Source organism: Pseudomonas sp. GL_135, assembly GCF_057834665.1.
The window spans coordinates 3,297,188-3,320,474 of record NZ_CM174408.1 but is presented as its reverse complement, the minus strand read 5'-3'; the positions used below and the strand labels follow the sequence as shown (position 1 = coordinate 3,320,474).

Genomic DNA, 23,287 nt, shown 5'->3' with positions numbered 1-23,287 from the left:
AGGCATTTATCGAATTTGCTTGCCGATCCGTTCGTCATCCCAATATGTGGGATCATCCGTTATATATTGAGATATCGCCATCAACCGGTTTATAGTCCGCCCCGCATTCACTCATTAATAACAATCAGGTGAAGCCATGCAGGCGCAATTGATCGCGCTCGATTGGGGGACGACCTCCCTTCGCGCGTATCGACTCGGCGAACACGGCCGGGTACTGGAACAACGTTCGCTCAGCGCGGGCATCATGCAGTTGCCATCGACACCCCGTTCGATCGGCGGGCAGCAGGTTTTCAACGGCTTCGAACTGGCTTTTGACGAAGCCTGCGGCGACTGGCTCGACGCCGAACCGACGCTGCCGGTGATCGCCTGCGGCATGGTCGGCAGCGCTCAGGGCTGGCGCGAAGCCGTCTACCAGCAGACGCCCGCCAGCGTCGCGGCCCTCAGTTCCGCGCTGGTCACGGTGCGCAGCGTGCGCGGCGTCGACGTTCACATCATTCCCGGCATCCTGCAGCGCTCCGAGCTGCCCAACGTGATGCGCGGCGAAGAAACCCAGGTCCTCGGCGTCCTCGACTCGCTGCCCGCCAGCGAAGCCGCCAAACCCCTGTTGATCGGCCTGCCCGGGAGCCACTCGAAGTGGGTGAGGGCGGTGGACGGTCGGATCGAGCATTTCGACACCTTCATGACCGGCGAGGTCTACGCGGCGCTGTCCAGCCACACCATTCTCGGCCGTACGATGCAGCGCAGCGAGACCTTCGACGCTGAAGCGTTTGACCGGGGCGTGGCAGTGTCTCGCTCGGCCAGCGGTGCGGCAGGTCCCCTGTCGACCATCTTCAGTTGCCGAACGCTCGGCTTGACCGGCGTGCTGTCCGGTGCCGCCCAATCCGATTACTTGTCCGGCCTGTTGATCGGCCATGAAATCGTCGCGCTGGCACAGCTGCTGCGCCAGGCCGATGCGCAGCTGCCTGCCGTGATCCTGATCGGCAGCGACGCGCTGATCGCCCGCTATCAGCGCGCCCTCGATGCCAACGGTTTTGCCAGAGTGACCCTGGCGGAACAGGCCACCGAGCGCGGTCTGTGGCAGGTCGCGGTGCAGGCCGGTCTGATTCAATCCTCCTCTTCGGCCGCTGCCCGGCCCCTTCACGTAGAGAACTGACATGCTCAAGCAAGCCCTCGTGCAAAACGGTCTGGTCGCGATTCTGCGCGGCCTGCGCCCCGAAGAAGCACCGGCCATCGGTGACGTGCTGTACACCGCCGGTTTCCGCGTCATCGAAGTGCCGCTCAATTCCCCGCAGCCGTACGACAGCATCCGTCTGCTGCGTCAGAGCCTGCCCGCCGATTGCCTGATCGGTGCGGGCACGGTGCTGACCCCGGAACAAGTGCGTCAGGTCAAGGAAGCCGGCGGTCAGGTCATCGTCATGCCCCACAGCGATCCGAAGGTGCTGCGCGCAGCCAAAGCCGAAGGCCTGTTTCTCTCCCCGGGCGTAGCGACACCGACCGAAGCCTTCGCGGCGCTGGCCGAAGGCGCCGACGTGCTGAAGATGTTCCCTGCCGAGCAAATGGGCCCGGCGGTGGTCAAGGCCTGGCTGGCGGTGTTGCCGGCCGGCACGGCGTTGATTCCGGTGGGCGGCATCACCCCGGACAACATGAAAGTCTTCCTCGATGCCGGCGTGTCCGGTTTCGGCCTGGGTTCGGGGCTGTTCAAGCCGGGCATGAGCGCCGAGGACGTCGCCAAGAGCGCCAAGGCCTACGTTGAAGCCTGGAACCAGCAAAAGCCTGCAAACAAGTGACCCACCCGCTCGTTGCGCCATCGAGGCTGTATTTTTTAAACAAGTGCGCCAACAGCATGTGTTTTTGAATAAGAGAGACAAGACATGAAAATCACCAAACTCACGACGTACATCGTTCCGCCGCGCTGGTGCTTCCTCAAAGTCGAGACCGACCAGGGCGTCACCGGTTGGGGCGAGCCTGTGGTCGAGGGCCGCGCCCACACCGTGGCTGCAGCGGTTGAGGAACTGTCCGACTATTTGATCGGCAAAGACCCGCGCAACATCGAAGACATCTGGACCGTGCTCTATCGGGGCGGCTTCTACCGCGGCGGCGCCATTCACATGAGCGCGCTGGCAGGCATCGACCAGGCGCTGTGGGACATCAAGGGCAAGGCGCTCGGCGTGTCGGTCAGCGACCTGCTCGGCGGCCAGGTGCGCGACAAGATTCGGGTGTATTCGTGGATCGGCGGCGACCGTCCGGCGGACACCGCCCGTGCGGCAAAAGAAGCGGTGGAGCGAGGCTTCACCGCGGTGAAAATGAACGGTACCGAAGAGCTGCAGTTCCTCGACACCTTCGACAAGGTCGATCTGGCCCTGGCCAACGTCGCTGCCGTGCGTGATGCCGTGGGCCCGAACGTGGGCATCGGCGTCGACTTCCACGGTCGCGTGCACAAGCCGATGGCCAAGGTGCTGATGAAAGAGCTGGACCCGTACAAGCTGATGTTCATCGAAGAGCCGGTGCTCAGCGAGAACTACGAAGCGCTCAAGGAGCTGGCGCCGTTGACCAGCACGCCGATTGCCCTGGGCGAGCGCCTGTTTTCCCGCTGGGATTTCAAGCGCGTCTTGAGCGAAGGTTATGTCGACATCATCCAGCCGGATGCTTCCCACGCCGGCGGCATCACCGAAACCCGCAAGATCGCCAACATGGCCGAGGCCTATGACGTCGCGCTGGCGCTGCATTGCCCGCTGGGCCCGATCGCTCTGGCCGCATGCCTGCAACTGGACGCCGTCTGCTACAACGCGTTCATTCAGGAGCAAAGCCTGGGTATTCACTACAACGAGAGCAACGACCTGCTCGATTACATCAAAAACCCGGAAGTCTTCGATTACGACAAAGGCATGGTGAAGATCCCGAACGGGCCGGGCCTGGGCATCGAGATCAACGAAGAGTACGTCAAGGAGCGCGCCGCCATCCTCCACCGCTGGCGCAACCCGATCTGGCGCCATGCCGACGGCAGCTTTGCCGAGTGGTGATTGACCTGCAAGTTTGACGTCGATTCGGCGTCAAGCCCATTCGCGAGCAAGCTCGCTCCCACAGGCACTGTGCATGACCCTGATATCGAGGGCGCTGACCATCCTGTGGGAGTGACCGGGGTGGCGCTCCACCTTGCTCACGAAGCTTTTGGCTACTCGTCCACACACGAAACACATAACGCCAGACCTCAGATAACCATAAAAAGAGGCACCTCCCTTGCGCACACAGACCGCAACCCAGGCGCGGGCGACCACCGCCACGCCGACCCGCAAACGCTTTTTCATCATGGTGCTGCTGTTCATCACCGTAGTGATCAACTACCTCGACCGCAGTAACCTGTCCATCGCCGCGCCCGCACTGACCAGCGAGCTGGGCATTGATCCGGTGCGCGTCGGCCTGATCTTCTCCGCGTTCGGCTGGACCTACGCCGCCATGCAGCTGCCCGGCGGCTGGCTGGTGGATCGCGTGCCGCCGCGCATCCTCTACACCGTGGCGCTGGCGCTGTGGTCCATTGCGACCATTTTTCTCGGCTTCGTTGGCAGCTTCATCGGCCTGTTCGTCTTGCGCATGGCCGTCGGCGCGCTGGAGGCCCCGGCGTACCCGATCAACAGCCGCGTCGTCACCGCCTGGTTCCCGGAAAAGGAACGCGCCACCGCCGTCGGCTTTTACACCTCCGGCCAGTTCGTCGGCCTGGCGTTCCTGACCCCGGTGCTCGCCTGGCTGCAAACCCGCTATGGCTGGCACATGGTGTTCGTGGCCACCGGCGGCGTCGGCGTGCTCTGGGCGGCGATCTGGTACATGGTTTACCGTGAACCCCGTGATTTCAAAGGCATCAATCAGGGCGAGATCGACTTGATCAAGGACGGCGGCGGACTGGTCGACATGCAGACCGACGCCTCGAAACGCAAGAGCGGTTTCAGCTGGCAGGACCTGGGCATCGTGCTGACCAAGCGCAAGCTGTGGGGCATCTATCTGGGCCAGTTCTGCCTGAACTCGACGCTGTGGTTCTTCCTCACCTGGTTCCCGACCTACCTCGTCAAATACCGCGGCATGGACTTCATCAAGTCCGGCCTGCTGGCGTCGCTGCCGTTCCTCGCGGCCTTCGTCGGCGTGCTGTGCTCGGGGTTCTTCTCCGACTGGCTGATCCGTCGCGGTTACACCGTGGGCTTCGCCCGTAAAACGCCGATCATCGCCGGTCTGCTGATCTCCACCTCAATAATCGGCGCCAATTACGTCGACTCGACCCCGCTGGTGATCGCCTTCCTCGCCCTGGCGTTTTTCGGCAACGGCCTGGCGTCGATCACCTGGTCGCTGGTGTCGACCCTCGCACCGGCGCGGCTGTTGGGACTGACCGGCGGGACGTTCAACCTGATTGGCAATTTGGCAGCAATCGCCACACCGATCGTCATCGGCTTCCTGGCGTCGGGTGATTCCTTTGCGCCAGCGATCACCTACATCGCCCTTCTGGCGCTGCTCGGGGCGCTGTCTTACATCCTGTTGGTGGGCAAGGTGGAACGCATCGAGTTGTGATGACCCTTTCGATGCGTAATGAGGGACGTCAATCACTTGCCCGGTGACGAACGTTTCTTGAGGAAGGCATGGCAGCCGCCAATGCCTTGTTAAGAGCGTGCCTGAGAGGTTGTCTACATCAAAGAGAGCAACCTTTCGAGCACGTGCTCAGGCGCTCCACCGGATAACTGCTGAACCGTTTGGAGGGACAAAATCGACCCTTCAAACGGTTTTTAGTATCTGGCGAGAGCTCGCAAGCTGGCGCAGGCTTTCAGGCAGCGCTAGAGGTTAGAAATCCCAATTCAGCGACAGCCCCACGCCGTGGGTTTTATCCCGGGCACCCAGCAGCCCGTTGTAGTCCAGGTTGATCCGCGCATCCCGGTTCAAGGCAAGGCTGGCGCGGGCGCCCACCACGGCTGCGTCCCGGTCCATGGACACGCTTTGCACGCCAAAGGTATTCGCCCCGCTGGCAAAGGCCAGGTGCTGCTCGGCCGAGGTATCGCTCAGGTTATGCTGCCAACCCAAGGTGCCGGACACGTCCAGCTTCTGAGTGTCGGTGAGGTTGAAACGGCTACCGGCGCGTACGCCAAGGGTGGAAAGCACGGTGTCGCGGGTGTCGTCATCACCCTTGAGCGCCGTGGCGCCTCCCTTCTCGGTAAAGCTGTCGCTGTCGAAGTGCACATACGCAAGGTTGGCGAAGGGTTCCAGCGCCAGAGGCTGCATGTTCAGGCGATAGGCCGCTTCGGTGAAGACCTGGGTCGATTGCGCGTCGCGCTTGACCTTCAGGCGGTCGGCCGAAGTGCCCAGTTGCAGGTCTCGCTTGACGTCAATGCGGTGCCAGCTATGGGATGCACCTGCGGTCAGGCGCAACGCCCCTTCCTCGTGGCCAATGTAGGCACCCAGGTGGTAGCTATCGGCCGAGGCGCTGGAATGGGTGTCGTCACCCATGCCTAACGAGGTATCGCTGTAACCGACCATGGCGCCTAACCGGGTGTGCTCAGCCACCAGGCCGTCCACACCGGCGAGCAGGCCGCCCAAGGATGAGGTTGAACTGGCGCTGTCGCTGCTGCCGGCGTTCTTGCCCCAGGCGCCCAGGCCTTTCACCCACAGGTTGTTGCCTTCAACACCCTCCGCAGGCTGTTCGTACAGCCCTTCGACGCGCAGGCGATCACCTACGGCATCGCGTAGCTGGCGGCTGTCGTTGATCAACTGAGTGGCGATGGCCGGATGCACTTCGCCGGACAACTGGGTATAGGCACGCCGAGCGGTAGCCGTATCAGGGCTCAACAGCAGCTCTTCGTACACCGCATTACCGGCCCCTAATTGCTCGGCGGCGGCCGCTACGTTGGCTTGGTTGGCGGTCTGCGCGGCGCTGGCGAAGCTGTCCCCGTTGCGCTCCAGGGCCAGGGCAACGCCCGTACCGCTGTAGGCCAGGTTGCCATCCAGAAAGGCGTAGTTATCCAGCACCGACCCGAACTGGCCCTGCACGCCGCCAGCGGCTTGCAGCACGTTGAACTGCCGGCCGATCAGGCTGTTGACCTCGCCTGTGGTGAAGCCGGCGCCGTTTTCCAGCGAGAGGGCCATGGTCGCACCGCTCACCGTAGCCTGTCCGCCGGCGATGATGCGGTCGCTCCCAGTGGGCGACAACTCCACCGCATAAACAGCGCCGGGCGCCAGGTTAAGGTCGCCCGCCACCTGTAAGGTGCCCACGGAATTGCCCGGCGCTACGGTACCGCCACGGTTGGCGGTAAGGGACGCGACCCGGCCGTTGCCGCCAAGCATGCCGGTGTCGTTGACGGTCACCGCCGAGGCCAGCGAACCATTGACCGCCAGGCGCCCCTCATTGACCAAGGTTGGGCCGCTGTAGGTGTTGGCGCCGGTCAGCACCAAGGTGCCGATACCTGTCTTGGTCAAGCCGCCATGCCCGGAGATGTCATTGCTCCATGTGTCCCGCCCGCACTGTGGCCCGCTGCAGAGGCGCTGGGTTGGTTTACCGGCATCGACCACCGCGCCTATGCCTGGCAGGTTGGCCACGAACTGGCTGTCGCCATAGGCGCCGCTGATACGAAACTCAGCAGGAATATCCGCTTCGGTGACGAACATGCTCGGGCCGTTGACGGCCTTGCCCAGGTTGATCATGCCCCAGCCATAGAGCGCGTCCACGCCAGGCGCGCCGAGGTCGGTGGCGGTGGTTTTCAACACGTCGGCCACCTGTGCGCCTGTCATGTAGGGGAAGCGCTCCATCAGTACCGCCATGCTGCCCGCCACATGGGGCGCGGCCATGGAGGTACCGTTTTTGTTGGCCCAGCCCACGGTCAGGTCTTGCAGGCTGGTGCCGTTAAGCACCGAGCTGTAGATCCGCGTACCTGGCGCCGACACGCAGAAGCTGGCCGTGTAGCCGCAGCGAGAAGAAAAGGTGCTTAAGGTGTAAGGCGTGGCGCCAGCGGCCGTGGCGTTGGGGTTTTGCTGCAGGGCAGCAACCGTCAGCCAGTTGGGGGCGATCTCTGGCACGAAATACCCGAGTCCGGCCATGGCGTCCGGGTTGTTCAGGTTGTAGTCGTTGCCTGCGGCGAAAATGGTCACCACGCCGCTGCGCGCGGCATCGATGGCGCCCTGGTAAGCGCCCCCTGGGCGAGTGCCGAGGATCTGTTGGATCTGATTGAACTGCAGCTGCGCATCCTGCACGGTAAAGTGCGGAAAGGCCGGGTCGCGACCGCCCTGGTCAAAGCGGTCGGTAATGCCAATGCCCCAGCTGTTGTTGATGATGCGCGCGCCACTGCTGACCAATGCGTTCCAGCCAGCCTGGTAAACCGCGCCATCGTTGCCCAGCACAATACCGTCTTCCGGGCCTGGGTCGCCGTTGTCGGCGCTGATGATCTGGGCGTTGAAGGCCACGCCGTGCATGGGCCCGCCGTCTCGGTTGCCGCCAGCGATGCCACCTACGTGAGTGCCATGATTGCCCAGCCGGCCGTTGGAGTCAGGGGTAGGGGTGCCATCGTAGCGGAAGGCGTCGCCGGCCTTTACCGGAATATAGGGGTCGGTGTACTCGCGAATGCCACTGGTAACCAGATTGATCACCTTATCCGGGCTGGCGAATTCCGGGTGCGGTGCGTATACCGGCTGATCGAAAATCCCCAACTTCACGCCCTTGCCGGTGTAACCGGCCGCGTAGGCCTGGTCGGCGTTGATCGCGCCCAGCCCCCATTGGGCCGTGAACTCCGGGCTGCGCCAACTGGCGACATTCCCGGCCTGGCCGGCTTCTACGTAAGGCGCAGCCTGGGCTACACCGAGGGTGGCCAGGTAACAGGCGAGGGCGCCGCAAGAAGCGCGATTGGCTTGCCGAATAGCGTGCCGAATGGAGCTGACAGTAACCTGTCGAGTGGTGGATAGCTCTTTCATAGATATAACTGTCCTTAGTTAGCGCACACAAAACCCCGCGCGAATGCCGTCTTGGCATCCACGTCGTTCTTTTTCCAACAATGGGTAGGTTGAAACATTCAGCTTTATGCAAGCGGCGGGCGATGGCCTGGCTCGCCCTGCCGCTTTGCGTTTAGAACTGCCAGTTAAGGCTCAAGCCGATGCCGTGGCTTTTTTCACGGCTGGCCAATTGGCCGTTGTAGTCCAGGCTAACGCTGGCCTCACGGTTGAGCGCCATGCGGGCGTGGGCACCCACCAGGGCCGCGTCACGCACCAGGGGTGAACTTTCGATGCCAAAGCTGCTGCCGCCTGCCGCAAAGGCCATGTGCTGCTCTGAATCGGTGTCGCTCAGGTTGTGCTGCCAGCCCAGGCTGCCGGAGAGATCCAGCTTCTGACGATCAGTGATTGCGATGGTTTTAAGCGCCCGTACACCCAGCGTGCCGAGCACGGCTTCACGGGTATCGCTGCCGGACGCAAGCGCTGCGGCATCTCCCTTCTCGCTGAAGCTATCCGTGCCAAGGTGCACATAGGCCAGGTTGGCGAAGGGTTCAAGCACTGCGGGCTGCAACTGAATACGGTACGCCGCTTCGGTGAATACCTGTGCGGTTTGCGCATCGTGTTTGGTTTTCTCCCGGCCACTGGCGCCGCCGACCTGTACATCGCGCCTGCCGTCGATCCGGTGCCAGCTGTAGGCACCGCCGAAGGTCAGGCGCCAGGCGCCGATCTCATGGCCCAGGTAGGCGCCCAGATGGTAGCTGTCTACCGATGCACGGGAGTGGGTGCCCGAGCCCATATTGACCGAGCTGTCGCTGTAGCCGCCTATCAGGCCAAGGCGCGTGGCTTCACCTACGTCGCCGTCGACACCCGCCAGCATGCCGCCAATGGATGAGGTATAGCCAGCCGTATCGCTACGGGAATCGGTTTTGCCCCACGCGCCCAAGGCCTTGAACCACACATTGTCTTGCGCTGCCGTATTGGCGTCGGCACCGAACACGCTGGCGCCCAGACGCTCGCCAACGGCATCACGCACATAGCGGCTGTCGTTGATCAACTGGGTGGCGACTGCCGGGTAGATCTCGCCCGACAGCTGCTGGAAACTTTCCCGGGCCGAGGCGGCACTTTGAGCGAGCAGCAGGTTTTCATACACCGCGTTGCCCGCCCCCAATTGCTCGGCGGCCGAGGCCACGGCTGCCTGGTTAGGGGTTCGCGCCACGCTGTCGAAAGCCGCCGTGCGCTCGATATTCAGCGCAACGCTGTTAGCGGCGTAGTCCAGTTGGCCGCCGAGGAAAGCATAGTTGGAGGTGACCGCAGCAAACTGCCCGTTCACACCGTTGGCGGCTTGCAATACGTTGTACTGGCGACCGACCAGGGTTTGGCCAGGCGTTGCATTTAATGGTAGCGGCGTTGGGTCCAGGGCTAGGGCCATGTTGGCCCCCGACACCGTGGCACTGTCGGTGGCCACAATACGGTCACTGGCCGTTGGCGAAAGCTCTACCGCGTAGGTTGAGCCCGGCGCGAAGGTTAAGTCACCGTTCACCCGCAAGATGCCGATGGAGTTGCCCGGCGCAACCTGCCCGCCGTTCAACGCGGTGAGGTTACCGACCTGGCCATTGCCGCCCAGGGTGCCACCCGCATTGACCTGCACGGCGGACGCCAGGGAGCCATTGACCGACAGCACACCCCCGTTGACCTGGGTATCGCCGCGATAGGTATTGTTCCCTTCTAGGATCAACCGGCCCGCGCCGGACTTGATCAGGCTGCCCTGGTACTGGCGCTGAGCCGCTGCCGCTGCACGGGCGGTGCCTACGGCGTAGTCGGTCTGGTCCTGTTGGCTGGCGGTGCTGGCCACGCCGTTCTGCCAGCCTCTGCTGACCAGGGTTTGCTGCCAGGCGGTCTGTTCAGCAGCGTCCTCGGCCTGACGCTGGATCAACGCCTGATCAGAGATACCGTTACTCCAGACATCGGTTTGGCCAGCGCTCAGGTTGGCGTTGAAGGTCCCCAGCAACTGGCCTGGGCCGCGCATGGCCCGCTCCAGGTTGACCACACCCCAGCCCACAGTGCCATTGGGCGCCTGGGTGACCGAACCATCGAGCTGGGTCGCGGTGGTGAGCAGCACCTGCAAGGCCTGCTCGTTGTTCATGTACGGGTAGCGCTCCATCACCAGCGCCAATGCGCCCGTGGCATGGGGCGCGGCCATGGACGTACCGGACTTGAGCCCATAGCCGCCGCCAGGCACGGTGCTGTTGATCAGCCTCCCGGGCGTGGTGATGCACCAATATTTGGCAATGCCGCAATGGTTGTAGCGCTGGGTATTGGCGCTGTCCAGGCCAGACACCGCCAGCCAGTGGCCTTCCAGGTCTGGCTCGAAATACGGCAGCGCAGAACGCACACTGGCGTTGGCATAGCCGGTATTGCCAGAACTGAAGACGTTGATCACGCCCTTGCGCGACACGTTAGCCGCTTCATCCAGCCAGGTGCCCCGGTTGTAATGCTGGGCATAGGCAGCCTGTACGCCTTTCAACGTCGCGTAGGTCACATCCGGCGGCTGGCTACCCCAACTGTTGTTGATCGCCCGCACGCCGGCATCGGCCAGCGCGCCATAGGCCGCTTTGAAATACTGCGGATCCGGGCTCGGGCCAAACAGGAAGCTGTCGCTCTGGTTGGTGTTGGCGACATAGATTTGCGCGTTGTACGCCACGCCATGCATGCCAACGCCATCCCGGGCCGCGCCCATGGTCCCGGTCACGTGCGTGCCGTGGGTGTCGTTATTAGGGTTGATGGCACCCGTGATGCTAAAGGGCGAACCATTTACGTAGGTGCCGTTGGCCGTTACCGCATGGTAGCGGGATGGGCTGGCTTCGGGATGAGAGGGGTCGAATCCTGAGTCCATTGCGCCAATTTTTACCCCGCTGCCGGTGATGCCGGCAGCATAGGCCTGGTCAGCCTGGATACGGCCCAATCCCCAGTCACTCTGAAATTCTTCCGAGCGCCAACTGGCCGCGTCACCTAACTTCCCCTGTTCTGCATAATCGGCATAAGTCGAGCAGCCAAAGGTTAAAGACAACGCGCAAAGTGCGGTCGTGGTTGCGGGTTTAACGGAATAACGGACAGCATTGGACGGCTTGAACCTTTGCATCCCTGCACACCTTTTTTATTTGTTAGCTCCCTAGTGAGCGCCGTAAGAAAATAGTCCGCTCCACAGGGGATGGCAACTTATTTGTTTCAAATTTGATACAAAGCCAATAGCAAGAAAACAAGCGGATGATAAGGCACAAGGCGCTGTGATGAGGCATCCGGACGGAGCAGGCACAACTAAGGTGCGATCCGGAATAGTGGCATTCTAGTTCCACTGTAGAGAAGGTAGCGCGTCTTTAGTTGGTTCAGCGTGGGGCTTGGCGACCTCCGCAGTCGCATGACTACGCGGGATGAGTAATAGAGAGGTATTCAAGTAACAGATCGCGGGAACTTGAGCTGCGCCACTACTTAGCCACGACGCAAGATAGACTTGTGGCTCGTGGGACTTCGCGCTTACCCCGCGGCACGTTTGAATTTACAGAAATGGTCTTTAAGTGAAAGAGTGCCAAAGACTTCGCTGGCGCGATGATGACGTTCGCGCAATTTCCCGCAGTGCTGTTCACGGCAAACGATACTTCGTATGCAACCAGCGAATACACCGCAAGCGAATGGCTAATACACCCTGGATTATGGGGTAGCGCCCCATTGTTATGCTGACCGAGCAATCACAAGACGCGCCACCATGTTCAACGAGTTGTGGCGTGCAAGGTCAGCCATCGATGATCCATCACCTGTTCCAAGTCATCAGTCCTGCCCCCGGATACTGTCGGGAAGCAACAGCGCTCGCGTTTAGGAGAACAGCCTGTTCAGTAATCCTTCTATGTGGGTTCCTTGGTATGCAGACCGTAATTCTTTTAGCTTCATGACCCTACGCTCCCCGCCAAGCAGGCTGAGCCCGTGGAGCTCATTCAAGAGCTTCTGAGACGCTTCGACCTCAGGCTGCAGTGCAAGCCAGGCAGTATTCGCCCGACCCGCTAAACCTTCAGCCTTACGGCTCAGGCGTTGGGATTCGATTAGCGTGCCAGCACTCAACGTGTTGTTGAGTTCTGCCTGCGTGCGCTCTAGATCGTTAAGCAACTCCGTGAAAACTTCAGCTTGGTCAAGCGCCACGGAAAGACCGTCGACATAGAGGGTGTCGTCCTGGACGCAGTAAATCCCCAAAGGCCCGTCGCCGCCTCCGGTGCAATCCAGCGCGAGCACGTTGCCGAGGCGTAACGGCTCTGGAATCCATGTGTGACCCGTGCAAACACGCCAAACGCCGGCGACGCCTTGACGGTAATGTTTTTTGATCCGCTCTCGCCCCCAAAGGGCTATTTCTTCGACTTGCGCGTTGTCGATATCGTTGACGAACCGCTGCCAGGACAAGCCTCTCGGTACATCCCCGTGTATAACGCCCACGACCCCGAGGGGTGATTCGATCTCGATGAGGGTAGGGAGGGTCTCAAGCTTGACGATGATCATCTCTTTCGACTCATCGGCGACGGTTGCCCACCAACCCGCACCATGAGAGCCATAACGAGCGTCCGGGTTTTCACGGTAAGCCCGAATCAGCATCTGTTCATGGTTGCCCATTACGGTGAAAAACCACGGCTCGCCCAAAAGCTTAAGCCCATCGAGCACGCCCGGGCCGCGATCAATGAGGTCGCCGACGCCGATGACTCGGTCAGTCTTGCTGTCAAAGCCGAGTTTGCGCAGGCCTTTGTACAAGTCGGTGGTTTTGAAGTGAATGTCACCTACGACAAAGTCACGGCCAAGGTGATTTTGCGAAAGTCTCAGAACCTTTTGCCTCATGCCTGTGGAATCCTTCTTCAGCGAAACTGCTTGATTATCTGCCCTGGGAAGCGTGCTACCAAGGTGAATCTTGGGGAAAATGCGAGGGTCTTCGAGCGTGCGTACGGCGCGTTGTCCGACATGCTGTTGGTGGGCAAGGTCGAACGCATCGAGTGGTCATGACCCTGCGCCGACGCAGAGCAAATTCTGCACAACGCTGGCAGGCTTCAAGGCTGACGACGATAATGACGCCGGTTTTCTGATTCGATAAGGCGCGCCATGCAAGATGCACCCGACACCGCCGTCACTGGCAAAGACCCTGCACCCACCGGCACGCAAACGCTGATTCGCGGCCTGGGCGTGATTCATGCGGTCGCCAGCGGCGCCCGCGACCTCAAGGAAATCGCCCGGCTCATCGGCACCACCCGCAGCACCACGCACCGGCTTGCCAGCTGTCTGGTGGAGGAGCGCTACCTGCGAGTGGTGCCGCAAACCGGCTATCTCCTGGGGCCCAGGTTGATCGAACTGGGGTTCCAGGCCCAGGAAGAAGTGCCGCTGCTGGTGCTCGCCAAACCCTTCCTCGACGAATTGTCGGCGCTCACCGGCGACACTGTGCACCTGGCAATGCGCGATGGCGACGAGGTGCTGTACCTGCACAAGAATCCCGGCCGCAATGGTCCGGAGATGCGTTCGCGGGTGGGCCATCGCATGCCGCTGGCGCGCACCGGCATCGGCAAGGCGCTGCTGCTGGACAGCCCGGAAAGCGAATGGCAACGGCTGTATGAGATCAGCGTGCCAACCACCGGCAAAAATCCGCTGTGGCCTGCCCATGAAGAGCAGACCTGGGAGCAGGTGCGGGCGCGCATGCGTGAGTACGTGCAGGGCGGTTATGCGTTTGATCTGGAAGACAACGAACCGTCGATCCGTTGCGTGGCTGCGCCCGTGCGTGACGCCAGCAAACAGATCGTCGCTGGCATCAGCATCGCCAGCACGGTGCCGTACATGCCATTGGAAAAGATGGCCGACCTGGTGCCGGTGATCAAGGACGCCGCGGCACGGTTGTCTGCGGAGTTGGGTGGCTAGCGTGTAGATGAGCAGAGCAGGGAATAACGGGCGAAACGTTGACGCAATGGACGGCAATCACCCCTGTAGAAATCCTGGAAAGCGCCTGCTGGTGAAGCGATCGATGAAGCGGCTCGTGATCGACCCAACCATAACCCCGACCCGCGGTCTTAACTGTTCAGACGCCATTGGCCGACCGGCCAGGGCACAGGCGATTCGGGAAGGGGAGGCTGGTATGGCGAATAAACAAAAAACTGAGCTCACACCACTGCAGCTGCTTCAGGAGCTGGCCACAATCTTGCTGGAGCATTTTGAGCACGCCTGTGGGCAAGCCCTCGCCGGGGCGGAAAAAAAGCTCGCCAAGCTCGAAAAGAAACACAGCAAGGTGGAGAAGAAGCTTGGCAAGCAGCGGGACCGTCTCGACTCCGCGCCAGCCGGAAAACGCAAAAAACAGATGAAGCTGCGGGCCACTATTGCACTGCTGGAGACAGCTTTGGTTGACATGCAGCGTCAGGCTGATGAAACCCGGTACTACCTCCGCGACTTCAAGCACGACGTCCACGTAAGCCTGGCGTTATTGCAGGGCGTGGGCGAGGTGCGTGCAGCTGCCAGCGAAATGCTGCGCCAGCGCGAGCTCGGCCAACTCGAAATCAGCGGAGCTACCTCGCCAGCCGTACAAACGGAGGCGACCGCCAGGTCTGCCGTGAAGCCTTCGGCTGCGGCTCGCCGCGCCACGAGGGAGGCCACGGCACTGAAAGCCATGGCTAATGCGGTGGTCGCCACGCCTACGGTGACGGTGGTCAAGGGACGAAAGCATGCACCCAGCGAGGTTGCACCATTGGCCCACGGGGTCGCCGAGGCCAGCGCTGCGCCCGAGCCGGATGAGGCGCCTCATGCTGAATCAGCGCTCCAGCCGGAGTGGCTTGAACGCTCGCGGTAGGGGTGTCGCCGTTCGCCCCGCATTCCGCGGGGCGAACCGATGGATCAGGCCTTCAACGTGGCCATATCAATCACGAAACGGTATTTCACGTCACCGGCGATCATGCGGCTGTAGGCCTCGTTGATGTGCTTGATATCGAGCATCTCGATATCGCAGGTGATGCCGTGCTCGGCGCAGAAATCCAGCACCTCCTGGGTTTCGGCGATGCCGCCGATCAGTGAGCCCGCCAGCACGCGACGCTTCATCACCAGATTGGCGGCATGCAGCGCCGGGTCCACGGGTTCGATCAGGCCGACCAGAATGTGCACGCCGTCAAATCGCAGGGTTTCGAGGTAGGGATTCAGGTCGTGCTGCACCGGAATGGTGTCCAGCAGGAAGTCGAAATGACCGGCAGCCGCTTTCATCTGCTCGGCATCCGTCGAGACGATGACGTGGTCAGCACCCTGACGACGACCTTCTTCGGCCTTGCTCGCCGAGCGGGTGAACAGCGTCACTTCCGCGCCCATGGCCTTGGCGAACTTGATGCCCATGTGGCCCAGACCGCCCATGCCCAGCACACCCACTTTATCGCCGGCCTTGACGCCGTAATGCTTGAGCGGCGAATAGGTGGTGATACCGGCACACAGGATCGGTGCGGCAGCGGCCAGGTCGAGTTTCTCCGGGATACGCACGACGAAGTGCTCGCTGACCACGATGCTGTTGGAATAGCCACCCATGGTGTTGCTGCCGTCGACGCGGTCCGGAGTGGCGTAGGTCATGGTCGCGCCTTCGAGGCAATACTGCTCGAGGTCGCGGGCGCAGGCTTCGCACTGGCGGCAGGAATCGACCATGCAGCCGACGCCGACCAGATCGCCGACTTTGTGCTTGCTGACGTTGGCGCCGACTTCGGTGACCTTGCCGACGATCTCATGACCCGGCATGAGGGGGTAAACAGCGATGCCCCACTCGTTGCGCGCCTGGTGGATGTCGGAGTGGCAGACGCCGCAGTACAGGATCTCGATGGCCACGTCGTCCGGCCGCGGGCTGCGGCGGCTGAACGTCATGGGGGCGAGGGGGGTGGTGGCGGACTGGGCGGCGTAACCGATGGCTGTGTACATGAAGAACCTCGCAAAAACGATAACGGTTGAGGCGATGTATTGTCCTCAGGCAGGGCATCGGCGGCCATGGTCATTCCTCCGTCTGTCATGCCTGATCCTCCGGATTTCACAGATCGGGTAGGGCGTCACGCTGCTGATCTGCGATGATAGCGGTGTCAAATCCTCCGTATGGCTGCCCATGTCTCCTCTTTCCCATTCCGATGCCAACACTGCGTTGGTCTCCCTCATCAAGCCACTGGCACCGCGCCCGGGTTTCGTCGACACCCTCGTCCCGGGCGTGCAGGCGATGTCGTGGGATTACTACGTCGCCAGCAGCCCGCAGATCTACGAACCCAGCCTGGTGATCATTGCCCAGGGCAGCAAGCTCGCGCGCCTGGGCCCGCGAACCCTGGAATACGGCGCCGGTCATTATCTGGTGCAGGCGTTGTCCGTGCCGTTCATGTGCGAAACCTTCGCGACGGCCGAGGCGCCGATGTATGGCGTCGCCGTATCAATTGATCGGGCTCTGTTGGGTGAGCTTGTTCAGGCCATGGGCGAGGCGCCGAACGTCAAGGTCAGGGCGCAGACGCCGGAGTCCATGACGTCCGCCGAGCTGGATGCGCCGATGCGCGAGAGTGTCGAGCGGTTGTTGCGCTGTCTGCACGATCCACTCGACGCGCAAGTGATGGGCCAGGCCCGGGTTCGGGAAGTGGTGTACGCCGCGTTGCGCGGTCCGCAAGCCGGTGTGCTGCGGGCGTTGGTCGAGCAGACCGGTCACTTCGCCCGTATTGCGGCGGCGTTGCACTACCTGCGCGACCATTACGACGAGGCATTGAGCGTCGAGGATCTGGCTCGCTGCGCCAACATGAGCGCTTCAACCTTCCATGAGCATTTCAAACGCAGCACGCTGCTGTCACCCGTGCAGTACTTGAAGCGCGTGCGGCTGCTCAAGGCTCAACAGATGCTCATCGGCGAAGGCATGGGGGTGGCGCAGGTCGCGCACAAGGTCGGGTATCAGAGCACCTCGCAATTCAGTCGCGAGTACAAACGCTACTTCGAGCGCAATCCGGGGGATGAGGGCGAGCGGTTGAAGATATCGGCGTGAGGGTGGTTGCTGAACCTTAAAAGCTTCCCGGCTAAATCCGGTCCTACAAGGGTACGCGGTGTCTTTGTGGGACCGGCTTCAGCCGGGAAGAGGCCAGCGTGCACACCATCAATGGTGCGATGTGGCCGCCGACGCCTTCCCGGCTAAAGCCGGTCCCACTGAACACGCGCAGTGTCAGTAGGACCGGATTCAGCCGGGAAGCTTGCAGCTCAAAGCTTGAAGCTTGCCGCTTCCCTTACATATTGGGATAGGTCGGCCCGCCTGCGCCTTCTGGTGCTACCCACGTGATGTTCTGCGATGGATCCTTAATGTCGCAGGTCTTGCAGTGGACGCAGTTCTGCGCGTTGATCTGGAAGCGTTTTGTGCCGTCTTCCTGGGTCACCACCTCGTAAACCCCGGCCGGGCAGTACCGCTGAGCAGGCTCATCCCACTTGGGCAGGTTGACGCTGATCGGGATGCTCGGGTCCTTCAGCTTCAAGTGGCAGGGCTGTTCTTCTTCGTGGTTGGTGCCGGAGATGAACACCGAACTCAGCTTGTCGAAGCTCAACTTGCCGTCGGGTTTCGGGTAGTCGATCTTCTTCGAGTCGGCCGCCAGCTTCATGCAGGTGTAGTCCGGCTTGGTGTCGTGCAGGGTGAAGGGGATCTTGCCGCCGAACAGGTTCTGATCGATGAAGTTGAACGCGCCACCGAAGATGGCGCCGAACTTGTGAACAGCCGCGCCAAAGTTGCGGCTGGCGAACAGCTCTTCGTGCAGCCAGCTGGCTTTGAAACCTTCAACGTAGTCGTTCAGCGCGTCGCCACCCTCGCTGCCGGCAAACAACGCATCCGCCACTGCTTCAGCGGCGAGCATGCCGGACTTCATGGCGGTGTGGCTGCCCTTGATCTTGGCGAAGTTCAGCGTGCCCAGGTCGCAACCGATCAGCGCGCCACCGGGAAAGATCATCTTCGGCAGCGAATTCAGGCCGCCCTTGCAGATGGCCCGCGCGCCGTAGCTGATGCGCTTGCCGCCTTCCAGGTATTGCTTGAGGACCGGGTGGTGCTTGAGGCGCTGGAATTCATCGAACGGCGACAGGTACGGGTTGGCGTAGGACAGATCCACGATCAGCCCGACCACGACCTGATTATTTTCCAGGTGGTAAAGGAACGAGCCGCCGGTGTTTTCAGTGCCCATGATATCCAGCGGCCAACCGGCGGTGTGCACCACCAGTCCTGGCTGGTGTTTGGCCGGATCGACTTCCCAGATTTCCTTCAAGCCGATGCCGTAATGCTGGGCGTCGGCCTCACTGTCGAGGTTGAAGCGGTTGATCAGTTGCTTGCCGATGTGACCACGGCAGCCTTCGGCGAACAGCGTGTACTTGCCGCGCAGCTCCATGCCGGGGGTGTACAGGCCTTCTTTCGGATTGCCTTCACGGTCAACGCCCAGGTCGCCAGTGAGAATCCCGCGCACCACGCCGCTTTCATCGATCAGCGCTTCCTGAGCCGCGAAGCCCGGGTAGATTTCGACGCCCAGGTTCTCGGCCTGCTGCGCCATCCAGCGGCACAGGTTGCCCAGGGAGATGATGTAGTTGCCTTCGTTGTGCATGGTCTTGGGAACGAGTGCCCCCGGGACTTTCTGGCTGGCGTCGGCACCGGTCAGCACGTAGATGTCGTCGCCTTTGACCGGGGTGTTGAGCGGGGCGCCGAGGGCTTTCCAGTCAGGGAAGAGTTCGTCGAGGGCTCGGGGTTCGAACACGGCGCCGGAGAGGATGTGGGCACCGACCTCGGAGCCTTTTTCCACGACGCAGACGCTGATTTCCTGACCGGCGTCAGCGGCTCTCTGTTTCAGGCGGCAAGCGGCAGACAGCCCGGCGGGCCCGGCTCCGACGATGACGACGTCGAACTCCATAAATTCGCGTTCCACAGGCTATCTCCTACTCAAGGCTCAACGGCGTATTTTTAGACGTATTTTTATAGATGGCTAAAACCGACACCGGGAAGGTCGTTCACCCGGGCGTCATTGTGAAGGCGCGCATTATATCTACACCACCTCGCAGGTCCAATACAAACGTTTGTTTGAATCGGCCGAAACCCTGATAAATCATGGTGAGGCGGCTTGTGACTGGCGTTTATGTCGTATTGACCCGACCAGACGTTGCGGTCAAGATACGGGCGGTTTTGCACTCGCCCCAGCTGGCTGTTCGCCTCGGCTGCCGGTACAAACCCGTTGGCAGCAGAACACCGCTAAAAGCAACGTGAGCATCGCCTCCGCACCACCTTCAGCCCCACGCTGGCGGCGCGCTGCAGTTTACACGGGCGATCAACGTCTGGCTTGGATTGCCGCCGTAGCGTCGCCGCTTTTGCTGACATCCGCATTCGGCAACCGCGAATACGTTGTTTTCACAGGTGTTCTTTACACTGACGAGTACCCATCGCCGGGCATGGCCTGGCGATTTTCTTTTCACCGGAGAGAAACGAGGAATCCATGAAGGTTCTTGTAGCTGTCAAACGAGTGGTCGACTACAACGTCAAGGTTCGCGTCAAAGCGGACAACTCCGGCGTCGATCTCGCCAACGTTAAAATGTCGATGAACCCCTTCTGCGAAATCGCTGTAGAAGAAGCCGTGCGCCTGAAAGAGAAGGGCGTTGCGACCGAGATCGTTGTCGTTTCCATCGGTCCGACCACGGCTCAGGAGCAACTGCGCACCGCGCTGGCACTGGGTGCCGATCGCGCCATCCTCGTAGAATCCGCTGACGAACTGACCTCCCTGGCAGTGGCCAAGTTGCTCAAGGCCGTTGTCGACAAGGAGCAGCCGCAGCTGGTCATCCTCGGCAAGCAGGCAATCGACAGCGACAACAACCAGACCGGCCAGATGCTGGCTGCGCTGAGCGGCTATGCTCAAGGCACGTTCGCCTCGAAAGTCGAAGTCTCCGGCGACAGCGTCAATGTCACCCGTGAAATCGACGCGGGCGCGCAGACCGTTTCCCTCAAGCTGCCGGCCATTGTCACTACCGACCTGCGCTTGAACGAGCCGCGCTACGCGTCGCTGCCGAACATCATGAAAGCCAAGAAAAAGCCGCTCGAAGTGCTGACCCCTGATGCGTTGGGTGTTTCGATTGCGTCCACCAACAAGACCCTGAAGGTTGAAGCTCCGGCTGCCCGCAGCGCAGGCATCAAGGTCAAGTCGGTTGCTGAACTGGTTGATAAACTGAAAAACGAAGCGAAGGTGATCTGATGACGACCCTGGTTATCGCTGAGCACGAAAACGGCGCAATCGCTCCCGCCACCCTCAACACCGTTGCCGCGGCTGCCAAGATCGGTGGTGACATTCACGTTCTGGTCGCGGGCCACAATGTCGGTGCCGTTGGCGAAGCTGTTGCAAAAATCGCAGGCGTGTCCAAGGTCCTCGTGGCTGACAATGCGGCCTACGAACACCAACTGCCGGAAAACGTCGCCCCGCTGGTCGTCGAGCTGGCTTCGGCCTACAGCCACGTGCTGGCCGCTGCAACCTCCAACGGCAAGAACATCCTGCCGCGTGTTGCCGCCCAGTTGGACGTCGACCAGATCTCCGAGATCATCTCGGTTGAAAGCGCTGACACCTTCAAGCGCCCGATCTATGCGGGCAACGCCATTGCGACCGTTCAGTCGTCGGCCGCCGTGAAGGTCATCACCGTTCGGGCTACCGGCTTTGACGCCGTGGCAGCTGAAGGTGGTTCTGCGTCTGTTGAAGCCGTCAGCGCAGCTCACGATGCGGGCAAGTCGTCTTTCGTCAGCGAAGAGCTGGCCAAGTCCGACCGTCCGGAACTTACCGCTGCCAAGATCGTTGTTTCCGGCGGCCGCGGCATGCAGAACGGCGACAACTTCAGGCACCTCTACACCTTGGCTGACAAGCTGGGTGCAGCGGTCGGCGCTTCCCGCGCGGCCGTCGACGCAGGCTTTGTGCCCAACGACATGCAGGTCGGCCAGACCGGCAAGATCGTCGCGCCACAGCTGTACATCGCGGTCGGCATCTCCGGCGCGATCCAGCATCTGGCAGGCATGAAGGACTCCAAAGTGATCGTCGCGATCAACAAGGACGAAGAAGCGCCAATCTTCCAGGTGGCGGATTACGGTCTCGTCGCGGATCTGTTCGAAGCGATCCCCGAGTTGGAGAAGCTGGTTTAATCCACTTCCCTGACTTATAAAGAGAACCCGTTCGTTCGGGCTGCCGCAAGCGTGTTCACTTGATGAACCAGCGCTCAGGCAGTCGGATCTGACGGGTTTTTTTATGGGCTGAAAAAAGGACGTCGTCATGTTGTCGCCAAAGCAGACGCTGGCTTCACTGCTGGGCGGGTTGCTGTTGCTGCCGTCGCTGGCCTGGTCTGCGGGCAAGTGTGACCGGCTGATTGTCACCGGCAGCCCGGATGCGCCGCCGTACCTGTGGCGCGACCCCCAAGACCCCAAACACCTGATGGGCGCCAATGCCGACTTGCTCAAGGAGGTCGCGCAGCAGGTCGGCGTCAAGGTCGAGCTGTTGTATGGCGGCAAGCGCAGCCAGGCCCTTGAGGAAGTGCGCACCGGGCGCATGGACATGCTCGCCGACACGCCGTTCAACAGCGCCGAGCTGGAATCCCTGGACTTTATCCACCCGCCCATCGCCCAGAACGACATCATGGTCTGGACCCGCAACGGCCACGAGCAACCGTTCAACTCACTGGCCGATCTGCAGGGCCATCCTGGGGCCATGTCAGAGAAGACCCGGGTGACCGCCGAATTCGATCAGGCAATCAGAGCGCAGTTGACGCTGGAGAAGCAGGCCAGTCTCGTTCAGGCCTTTCAGAAACTGGCGGCGGGGCAGGTCGAATTTGTCCTGGCCGGCCGCTACGCCGGGATGGCTGTGACCCAGGCGCTGGACATCGCCAAAGACCTGCAAGCCCAGCCCGCGGTTCTCGATCATCCGGGGTTTTATCTGGCGTTGTCGTTCAATTCGGCTTGCAACGATCCATGGCTGCGCGGACAGCTGGCGAAAAAAATGACAGAATTGGCGGCTTCCGGTCGCTCCGGTGAAGCCGTAACGCGCAATCTGGACCTGTGGAAAAACCAATTGCAGCAGTCCGGCAATGCCCTCCATCAGTAGGAATGTGTTTTGAGCTTTCTCTTGAAAATCCAGCCTGTATTCGGCGCTGTTGTGCTCGCCGCCCTCGGCGGCTGTGCCAACGACCCGGCGCCCACCGAACAACTCAAACTCACCGAACAGGCGGTCGCCCAGGCCACTGCAGTCGGTGCTACAGATGAAGAACCGGACTTGGTGACAGCCCAGGCGAAGCTGACCCAGGCCCGCGCCGATATGGCGGACAAGTCCTACAAGGATGCGCGCATGCAGGCCGAACAGGCCGAGCTGGACGCGCGTCTGGCCGAGGCCCGAGTGTTGACCCAGAAGAGCGAAGCGCAGGTGGCTCAGGTCAACACCCGCCTTGAGCGCCTGCGCAAGCAGTTGGGGGCTGGCCAATGAATACCGTTGCGCGAAGCCTCAGTGTCGGTCTGTTACTGGCCAGTGCCGGTCTTGCTGGCTGTGCCGGCCACCAGAGCAGTGAGCAGTCGTTGCAGGGTGCCATTGCCGATTACCAGACGGTCAAGGAAGACACCAATGTCCTGCGCAGCGCGCCGAAGGATGTCATCCGCGCCGGCGAATTGCTCGGCCGGGCCGAGCGCCTGTCGAGCTACATCGGCAGCGCTGACGACGTCAGTCATTACGCGTACTTGAGCAGCCGTTACAGCGCGATCGCCCGGGAGCACAGCAAGCTGCTGTTGAATCAGGAAAAGCTCGCGCGACTGGAACTGGAGCGTCAGCGCCTGCAGCTGGCCTTGCGTGAAGCCAAGCTGGCCGGTGCCCAGCAACAAGGCAAGTGGGCGGAAGATCAGGTGATCAGCCTGTCGACACAGCAGAACGAGCGCGGGCTGGTGATGACCCTCGGCGACATGCTGTTTGATACCGGCCGCGCCGAACTGAAAAGCTCGGCCAACCGCACGGTGCTGAAGGTCGTGCAGTTCCTGCAATTCAATCCCAAACGTGTGGTGCGCATTGAGGGCTACACCGACAGCACAGGCGATGCTCGGGAAAACCTTGCGCTGTCGAAGGACCGCGCGCAGGCCGTTGCTGACGTGCTGTCTGATCTGGGCATCGAGGAAGACCGCATGCAGGTCGAAGGTTACGGCGATCAGTACCCGGTGGACGCCAACACCTCTGAAAGCGGCCGTGCCCAGAATCGCCGTGTCGAAATCGTCTTCTCGGACGACAAGGGACATTTGAGCGCGCCTCGCTAAGGCGCAGAGGAATGTCGGAATCCGAGTGATTCA

The 23,287-nt window shown here is 61.5% G+C and carries 17 protein-coding genes; 12 read left to right on the top strand and 5 right to left on the bottom strand.

Going from position 1 to position 23,287, the window contains the following annotated elements:
- The first annotated feature begins 136 nt into the window (after positions 1 to 136).
- The 4 genes from AC3ISG_RS14635 (at position 137) to AC3ISG_RS14620 (ending at position 4,551) form a co-directional block, all read left to right on the top strand.
- Positions 137 to 1,153: a 2-dehydro-3-deoxygalactonokinase gene (locus AC3ISG_RS14635; protein WP_489297291.1), complete on the top strand. Its 1,017-nt coding sequence runs from the start codon at positions 137 to 139 to the stop codon at positions 1,151 to 1,153.
- A gap of 1 nt (position 1,154) precedes the next feature.
- A complete protein-coding gene (locus tag AC3ISG_RS14630) occupies positions 1,155 to 1,787 on the top strand; it encodes a 2-dehydro-3-deoxy-6-phosphogalactonate aldolase (RefSeq protein ID WP_489297290.1) in 633 nt (210 codons plus the stop codon).
- An 84-nt stretch (positions 1,788 to 1,871) separates the two neighbouring features.
- Positions 1,872 to 3,020 (top strand): galactonate dehydratase, encoded by a 1,149-nt coding sequence (gene dgoD / locus AC3ISG_RS14625; RefSeq protein ID WP_489297289.1) that lies wholly within the window; start codon positions 1,872 to 1,874, stop codon positions 3,018 to 3,020.
- A 217-nt stretch (positions 3,021 to 3,237) separates the two neighbouring features.
- On the top strand, positions 3,238 to 4,551 hold the full coding sequence (locus tag AC3ISG_RS14620) for an MFS transporter (protein ID WP_489297288.1): 1,314 nt from the start codon (positions 3,238 to 3,240) through the stop codon (positions 4,549 to 4,551).
- Positions 4,552 to 4,818: 267 nt separating this feature from the next.
- On the opposite strand, the gene AC3ISG_RS14615 is transcribed toward AC3ISG_RS14620, so the two are convergent.
- From AC3ISG_RS14615 to AC3ISG_RS14605, 3 genes are all read right to left on the bottom strand, one after another.
- Complete coding sequence (locus AC3ISG_RS14615) at positions 4,819 to 7,929, bottom strand: autotransporter domain-containing protein (RefSeq protein ID WP_489297287.1); 3,111 nt, start codon at positions 7,927 to 7,929, stop codon at positions 4,819 to 4,821.
- 151 nt (positions 7,930 to 8,080) lie between these two features.
- Positions 8,081 to 11,083, bottom strand: a complete 3,003-nt coding sequence (gene eprS, locus AC3ISG_RS14610) for an autotransporter serine peptidase EprS (RefSeq protein WP_489297286.1) — start codon at positions 11,081 to 11,083, stop codon at positions 8,081 to 8,083.
- Positions 11,084 to 11,811: 728 nt separating this feature from the next.
- Complete coding sequence (locus tag AC3ISG_RS14605) at positions 11,812 to 12,813, bottom strand: metallophosphoesterase (RefSeq protein WP_489297285.1); 1,002 nt, start codon at positions 12,811 to 12,813, stop codon at positions 11,812 to 11,814.
- Positions 12,814 to 13,071: 258 nt separating this feature from the next.
- Between AC3ISG_RS14605 and AC3ISG_RS14600 the strand changes: the two genes are divergently transcribed.
- Positions 13,072 to 13,875 carry an IclR family transcriptional regulator gene (locus AC3ISG_RS14600; protein WP_489297284.1) on the top strand — a complete coding sequence of 268 codons (804 nt, stop codon included), beginning with the start codon at positions 13,072 to 13,074 and terminating at the stop codon, positions 13,873 to 13,875.
- A 214-nt stretch (positions 13,876 to 14,089) separates the two neighbouring features.
- Positions 14,090 to 14,794 carry an AlgP family protein gene (locus AC3ISG_RS14595; RefSeq protein ID WP_489297283.1) on the top strand — a complete coding sequence of 235 codons (705 nt, stop codon included), beginning with the start codon at positions 14,090 to 14,092 and terminating at the stop codon, positions 14,792 to 14,794.
- Between the two features lie 44 nt (positions 14,795 to 14,838).
- Here the strand turns inward: AC3ISG_RS14595 and AC3ISG_RS14590 are convergent, their stop codons facing one another.
- Positions 14,839 to 15,891 carry an NAD(P)-dependent alcohol dehydrogenase gene (locus tag AC3ISG_RS14590; RefSeq protein WP_172611782.1) on the bottom strand — a complete coding sequence of 351 codons (1,053 nt, stop codon included), beginning with the start codon at positions 15,889 to 15,891 and terminating at the stop codon, positions 14,839 to 14,841.
- 178 nt (positions 15,892 to 16,069) lie between these two features.
- Here AC3ISG_RS14590 and AC3ISG_RS14585 point away from each other — a divergent pair, with 178 nt between their 5' ends.
- Positions 16,070 to 16,975, top strand: a complete 906-nt coding sequence (locus tag AC3ISG_RS14585; protein WP_489297282.1) for an AraC family transcriptional regulator — start codon at positions 16,070 to 16,072, stop codon at positions 16,973 to 16,975.
- Between the two features lie 235 nt (positions 16,976 to 17,210).
- Here AC3ISG_RS14585 and AC3ISG_RS14580 read toward each other — a convergent pair whose 3' ends face one another.
- Positions 17,211 to 18,875 (bottom strand): electron transfer flavoprotein-ubiquinone oxidoreductase, encoded by a 1,665-nt coding sequence (locus AC3ISG_RS14580; protein WP_489297281.1) that lies wholly within the window; start codon positions 18,873 to 18,875, stop codon positions 17,211 to 17,213.
- A 561-nt stretch (positions 18,876 to 19,436) separates the two neighbouring features.
- Between AC3ISG_RS14580 and AC3ISG_RS14575 the strand changes: the two genes are divergently transcribed.
- From AC3ISG_RS14575 to AC3ISG_RS14555, 5 genes are all read left to right on the top strand, one after another.
- Entirely contained in the window at positions 19,437 to 20,186 is a 750-nt protein-coding gene (locus AC3ISG_RS14575) for an electron transfer flavoprotein subunit beta/FixA family protein (protein WP_065986283.1), read from the top strand.
- Positions 20,186 to 21,115, top strand: coding sequence for an electron transfer flavoprotein subunit alpha/FixB family protein (locus AC3ISG_RS14570; protein ID WP_122538382.1), 930 nt, complete (start codon positions 20,186 to 20,188; stop codon positions 21,113 to 21,115). The genes AC3ISG_RS14575 and AC3ISG_RS14570 overlap by 1 nt, the downstream gene beginning before the upstream one ends.
- Positions 21,116 to 21,245: 130 nt before the next feature.
- The gene (locus tag AC3ISG_RS14565) at positions 21,246 to 22,067 is read left to right on the top strand and encodes a substrate-binding periplasmic protein (protein ID WP_489299542.1); all 822 of its coding nucleotides are present in this window, start codon (positions 21,246 to 21,248) and stop codon (positions 22,065 to 22,067) included.
- Between the two features lie 21 nt (positions 22,068 to 22,088).
- Positions 22,089 to 22,442 carry a DUF4398 domain-containing protein gene (locus AC3ISG_RS14560; protein ID WP_489299541.1) on the top strand — a complete coding sequence of 118 codons (354 nt, stop codon included), beginning with the start codon at positions 22,089 to 22,091 and terminating at the stop codon, positions 22,440 to 22,442.
- Positions 22,439 to 23,254, top strand: coding sequence for an OmpA family protein (locus tag AC3ISG_RS14555; protein WP_122538387.1), 816 nt, complete (start codon positions 22,439 to 22,441; stop codon positions 23,252 to 23,254). Before AC3ISG_RS14560 ends, AC3ISG_RS14555 begins: the two co-directional genes overlap by 4 nt.
- The last annotated feature ends 33 nt before the right edge of the window (positions 23,255 to 23,287 follow it).

Excerpts from the sequence above, each read along its gene's own strand:
- AC3ISG_RS14615 (WP_489297287.1), bottom strand. The coding sequence starts at position 7,929 with ATGAAAGAGCTATCCACCACTCGACAGGTTACTGTCAGCTCCATTCGG.
- eprS (WP_489297286.1), bottom strand. The coding sequence starts at position 11,083 with ATGCAAAGGTTCAAGCCGTCCAATGCTGTCCGTTATTCCGTTAAACCC.
- AC3ISG_RS14590 (WP_172611782.1), bottom strand. The coding sequence starts at position 15,891 with ATGTACACAGCCATCGGTTACGCCGCCCAGTCCGCCACCACCCCCCTC.
- AC3ISG_RS14600 (WP_489297284.1), top strand. The coding sequence starts at position 13,072 with ATGCAAGATGCACCCGACACCGCCGTCACTGGCAAAGACCCTGCACCC.
- AC3ISG_RS14585 (WP_489297282.1), top strand. The coding sequence starts at position 16,070 with ATGTCTCCTCTTTCCCATTCCGATGCCAACACTGCGTTGGTCTCCCTC.
- AC3ISG_RS14595 (WP_489297283.1), top strand. The coding sequence starts at position 14,090 with ATGGCGAATAAACAAAAAACTGAGCTCACACCACTGCAGCTGCTTCAG.
- AC3ISG_RS14630 (WP_489297290.1), top strand. The coding sequence starts at position 1,155 with ATGCTCAAGCAAGCCCTCGTGCAAAACGGTCTGGTCGCGATTCTGCGC.
- AC3ISG_RS14575 (WP_065986283.1), top strand. The coding sequence starts at position 19,437 with ATGAAGGTTCTTGTAGCTGTCAAACGAGTGGTCGACTACAACGTCAAG.
- AC3ISG_RS14605 (WP_489297285.1), bottom strand. The coding sequence starts at position 12,813 with ATGAGGCAAAAGGTTCTGAGACTTTCGCAAAATCACCTTGGCCGTGAC.
- AC3ISG_RS14570 (WP_122538382.1), top strand. The coding sequence starts at position 20,186 with ATGACGACCCTGGTTATCGCTGAGCACGAAAACGGCGCAATCGCTCCC.
- AC3ISG_RS14635 (WP_489297291.1), top strand. The coding sequence starts at position 137 with ATGCAGGCGCAATTGATCGCGCTCGATTGGGGGACGACCTCCCTTCGC.
- AC3ISG_RS14555 (WP_122538387.1), top strand. The coding sequence starts at position 22,439 with ATGAATACCGTTGCGCGAAGCCTCAGTGTCGGTCTGTTACTGGCCAGT.
- dgoD (WP_489297289.1), top strand. The coding sequence starts at position 1,872 with ATGAAAATCACCAAACTCACGACGTACATCGTTCCGCCGCGCTGGTGC.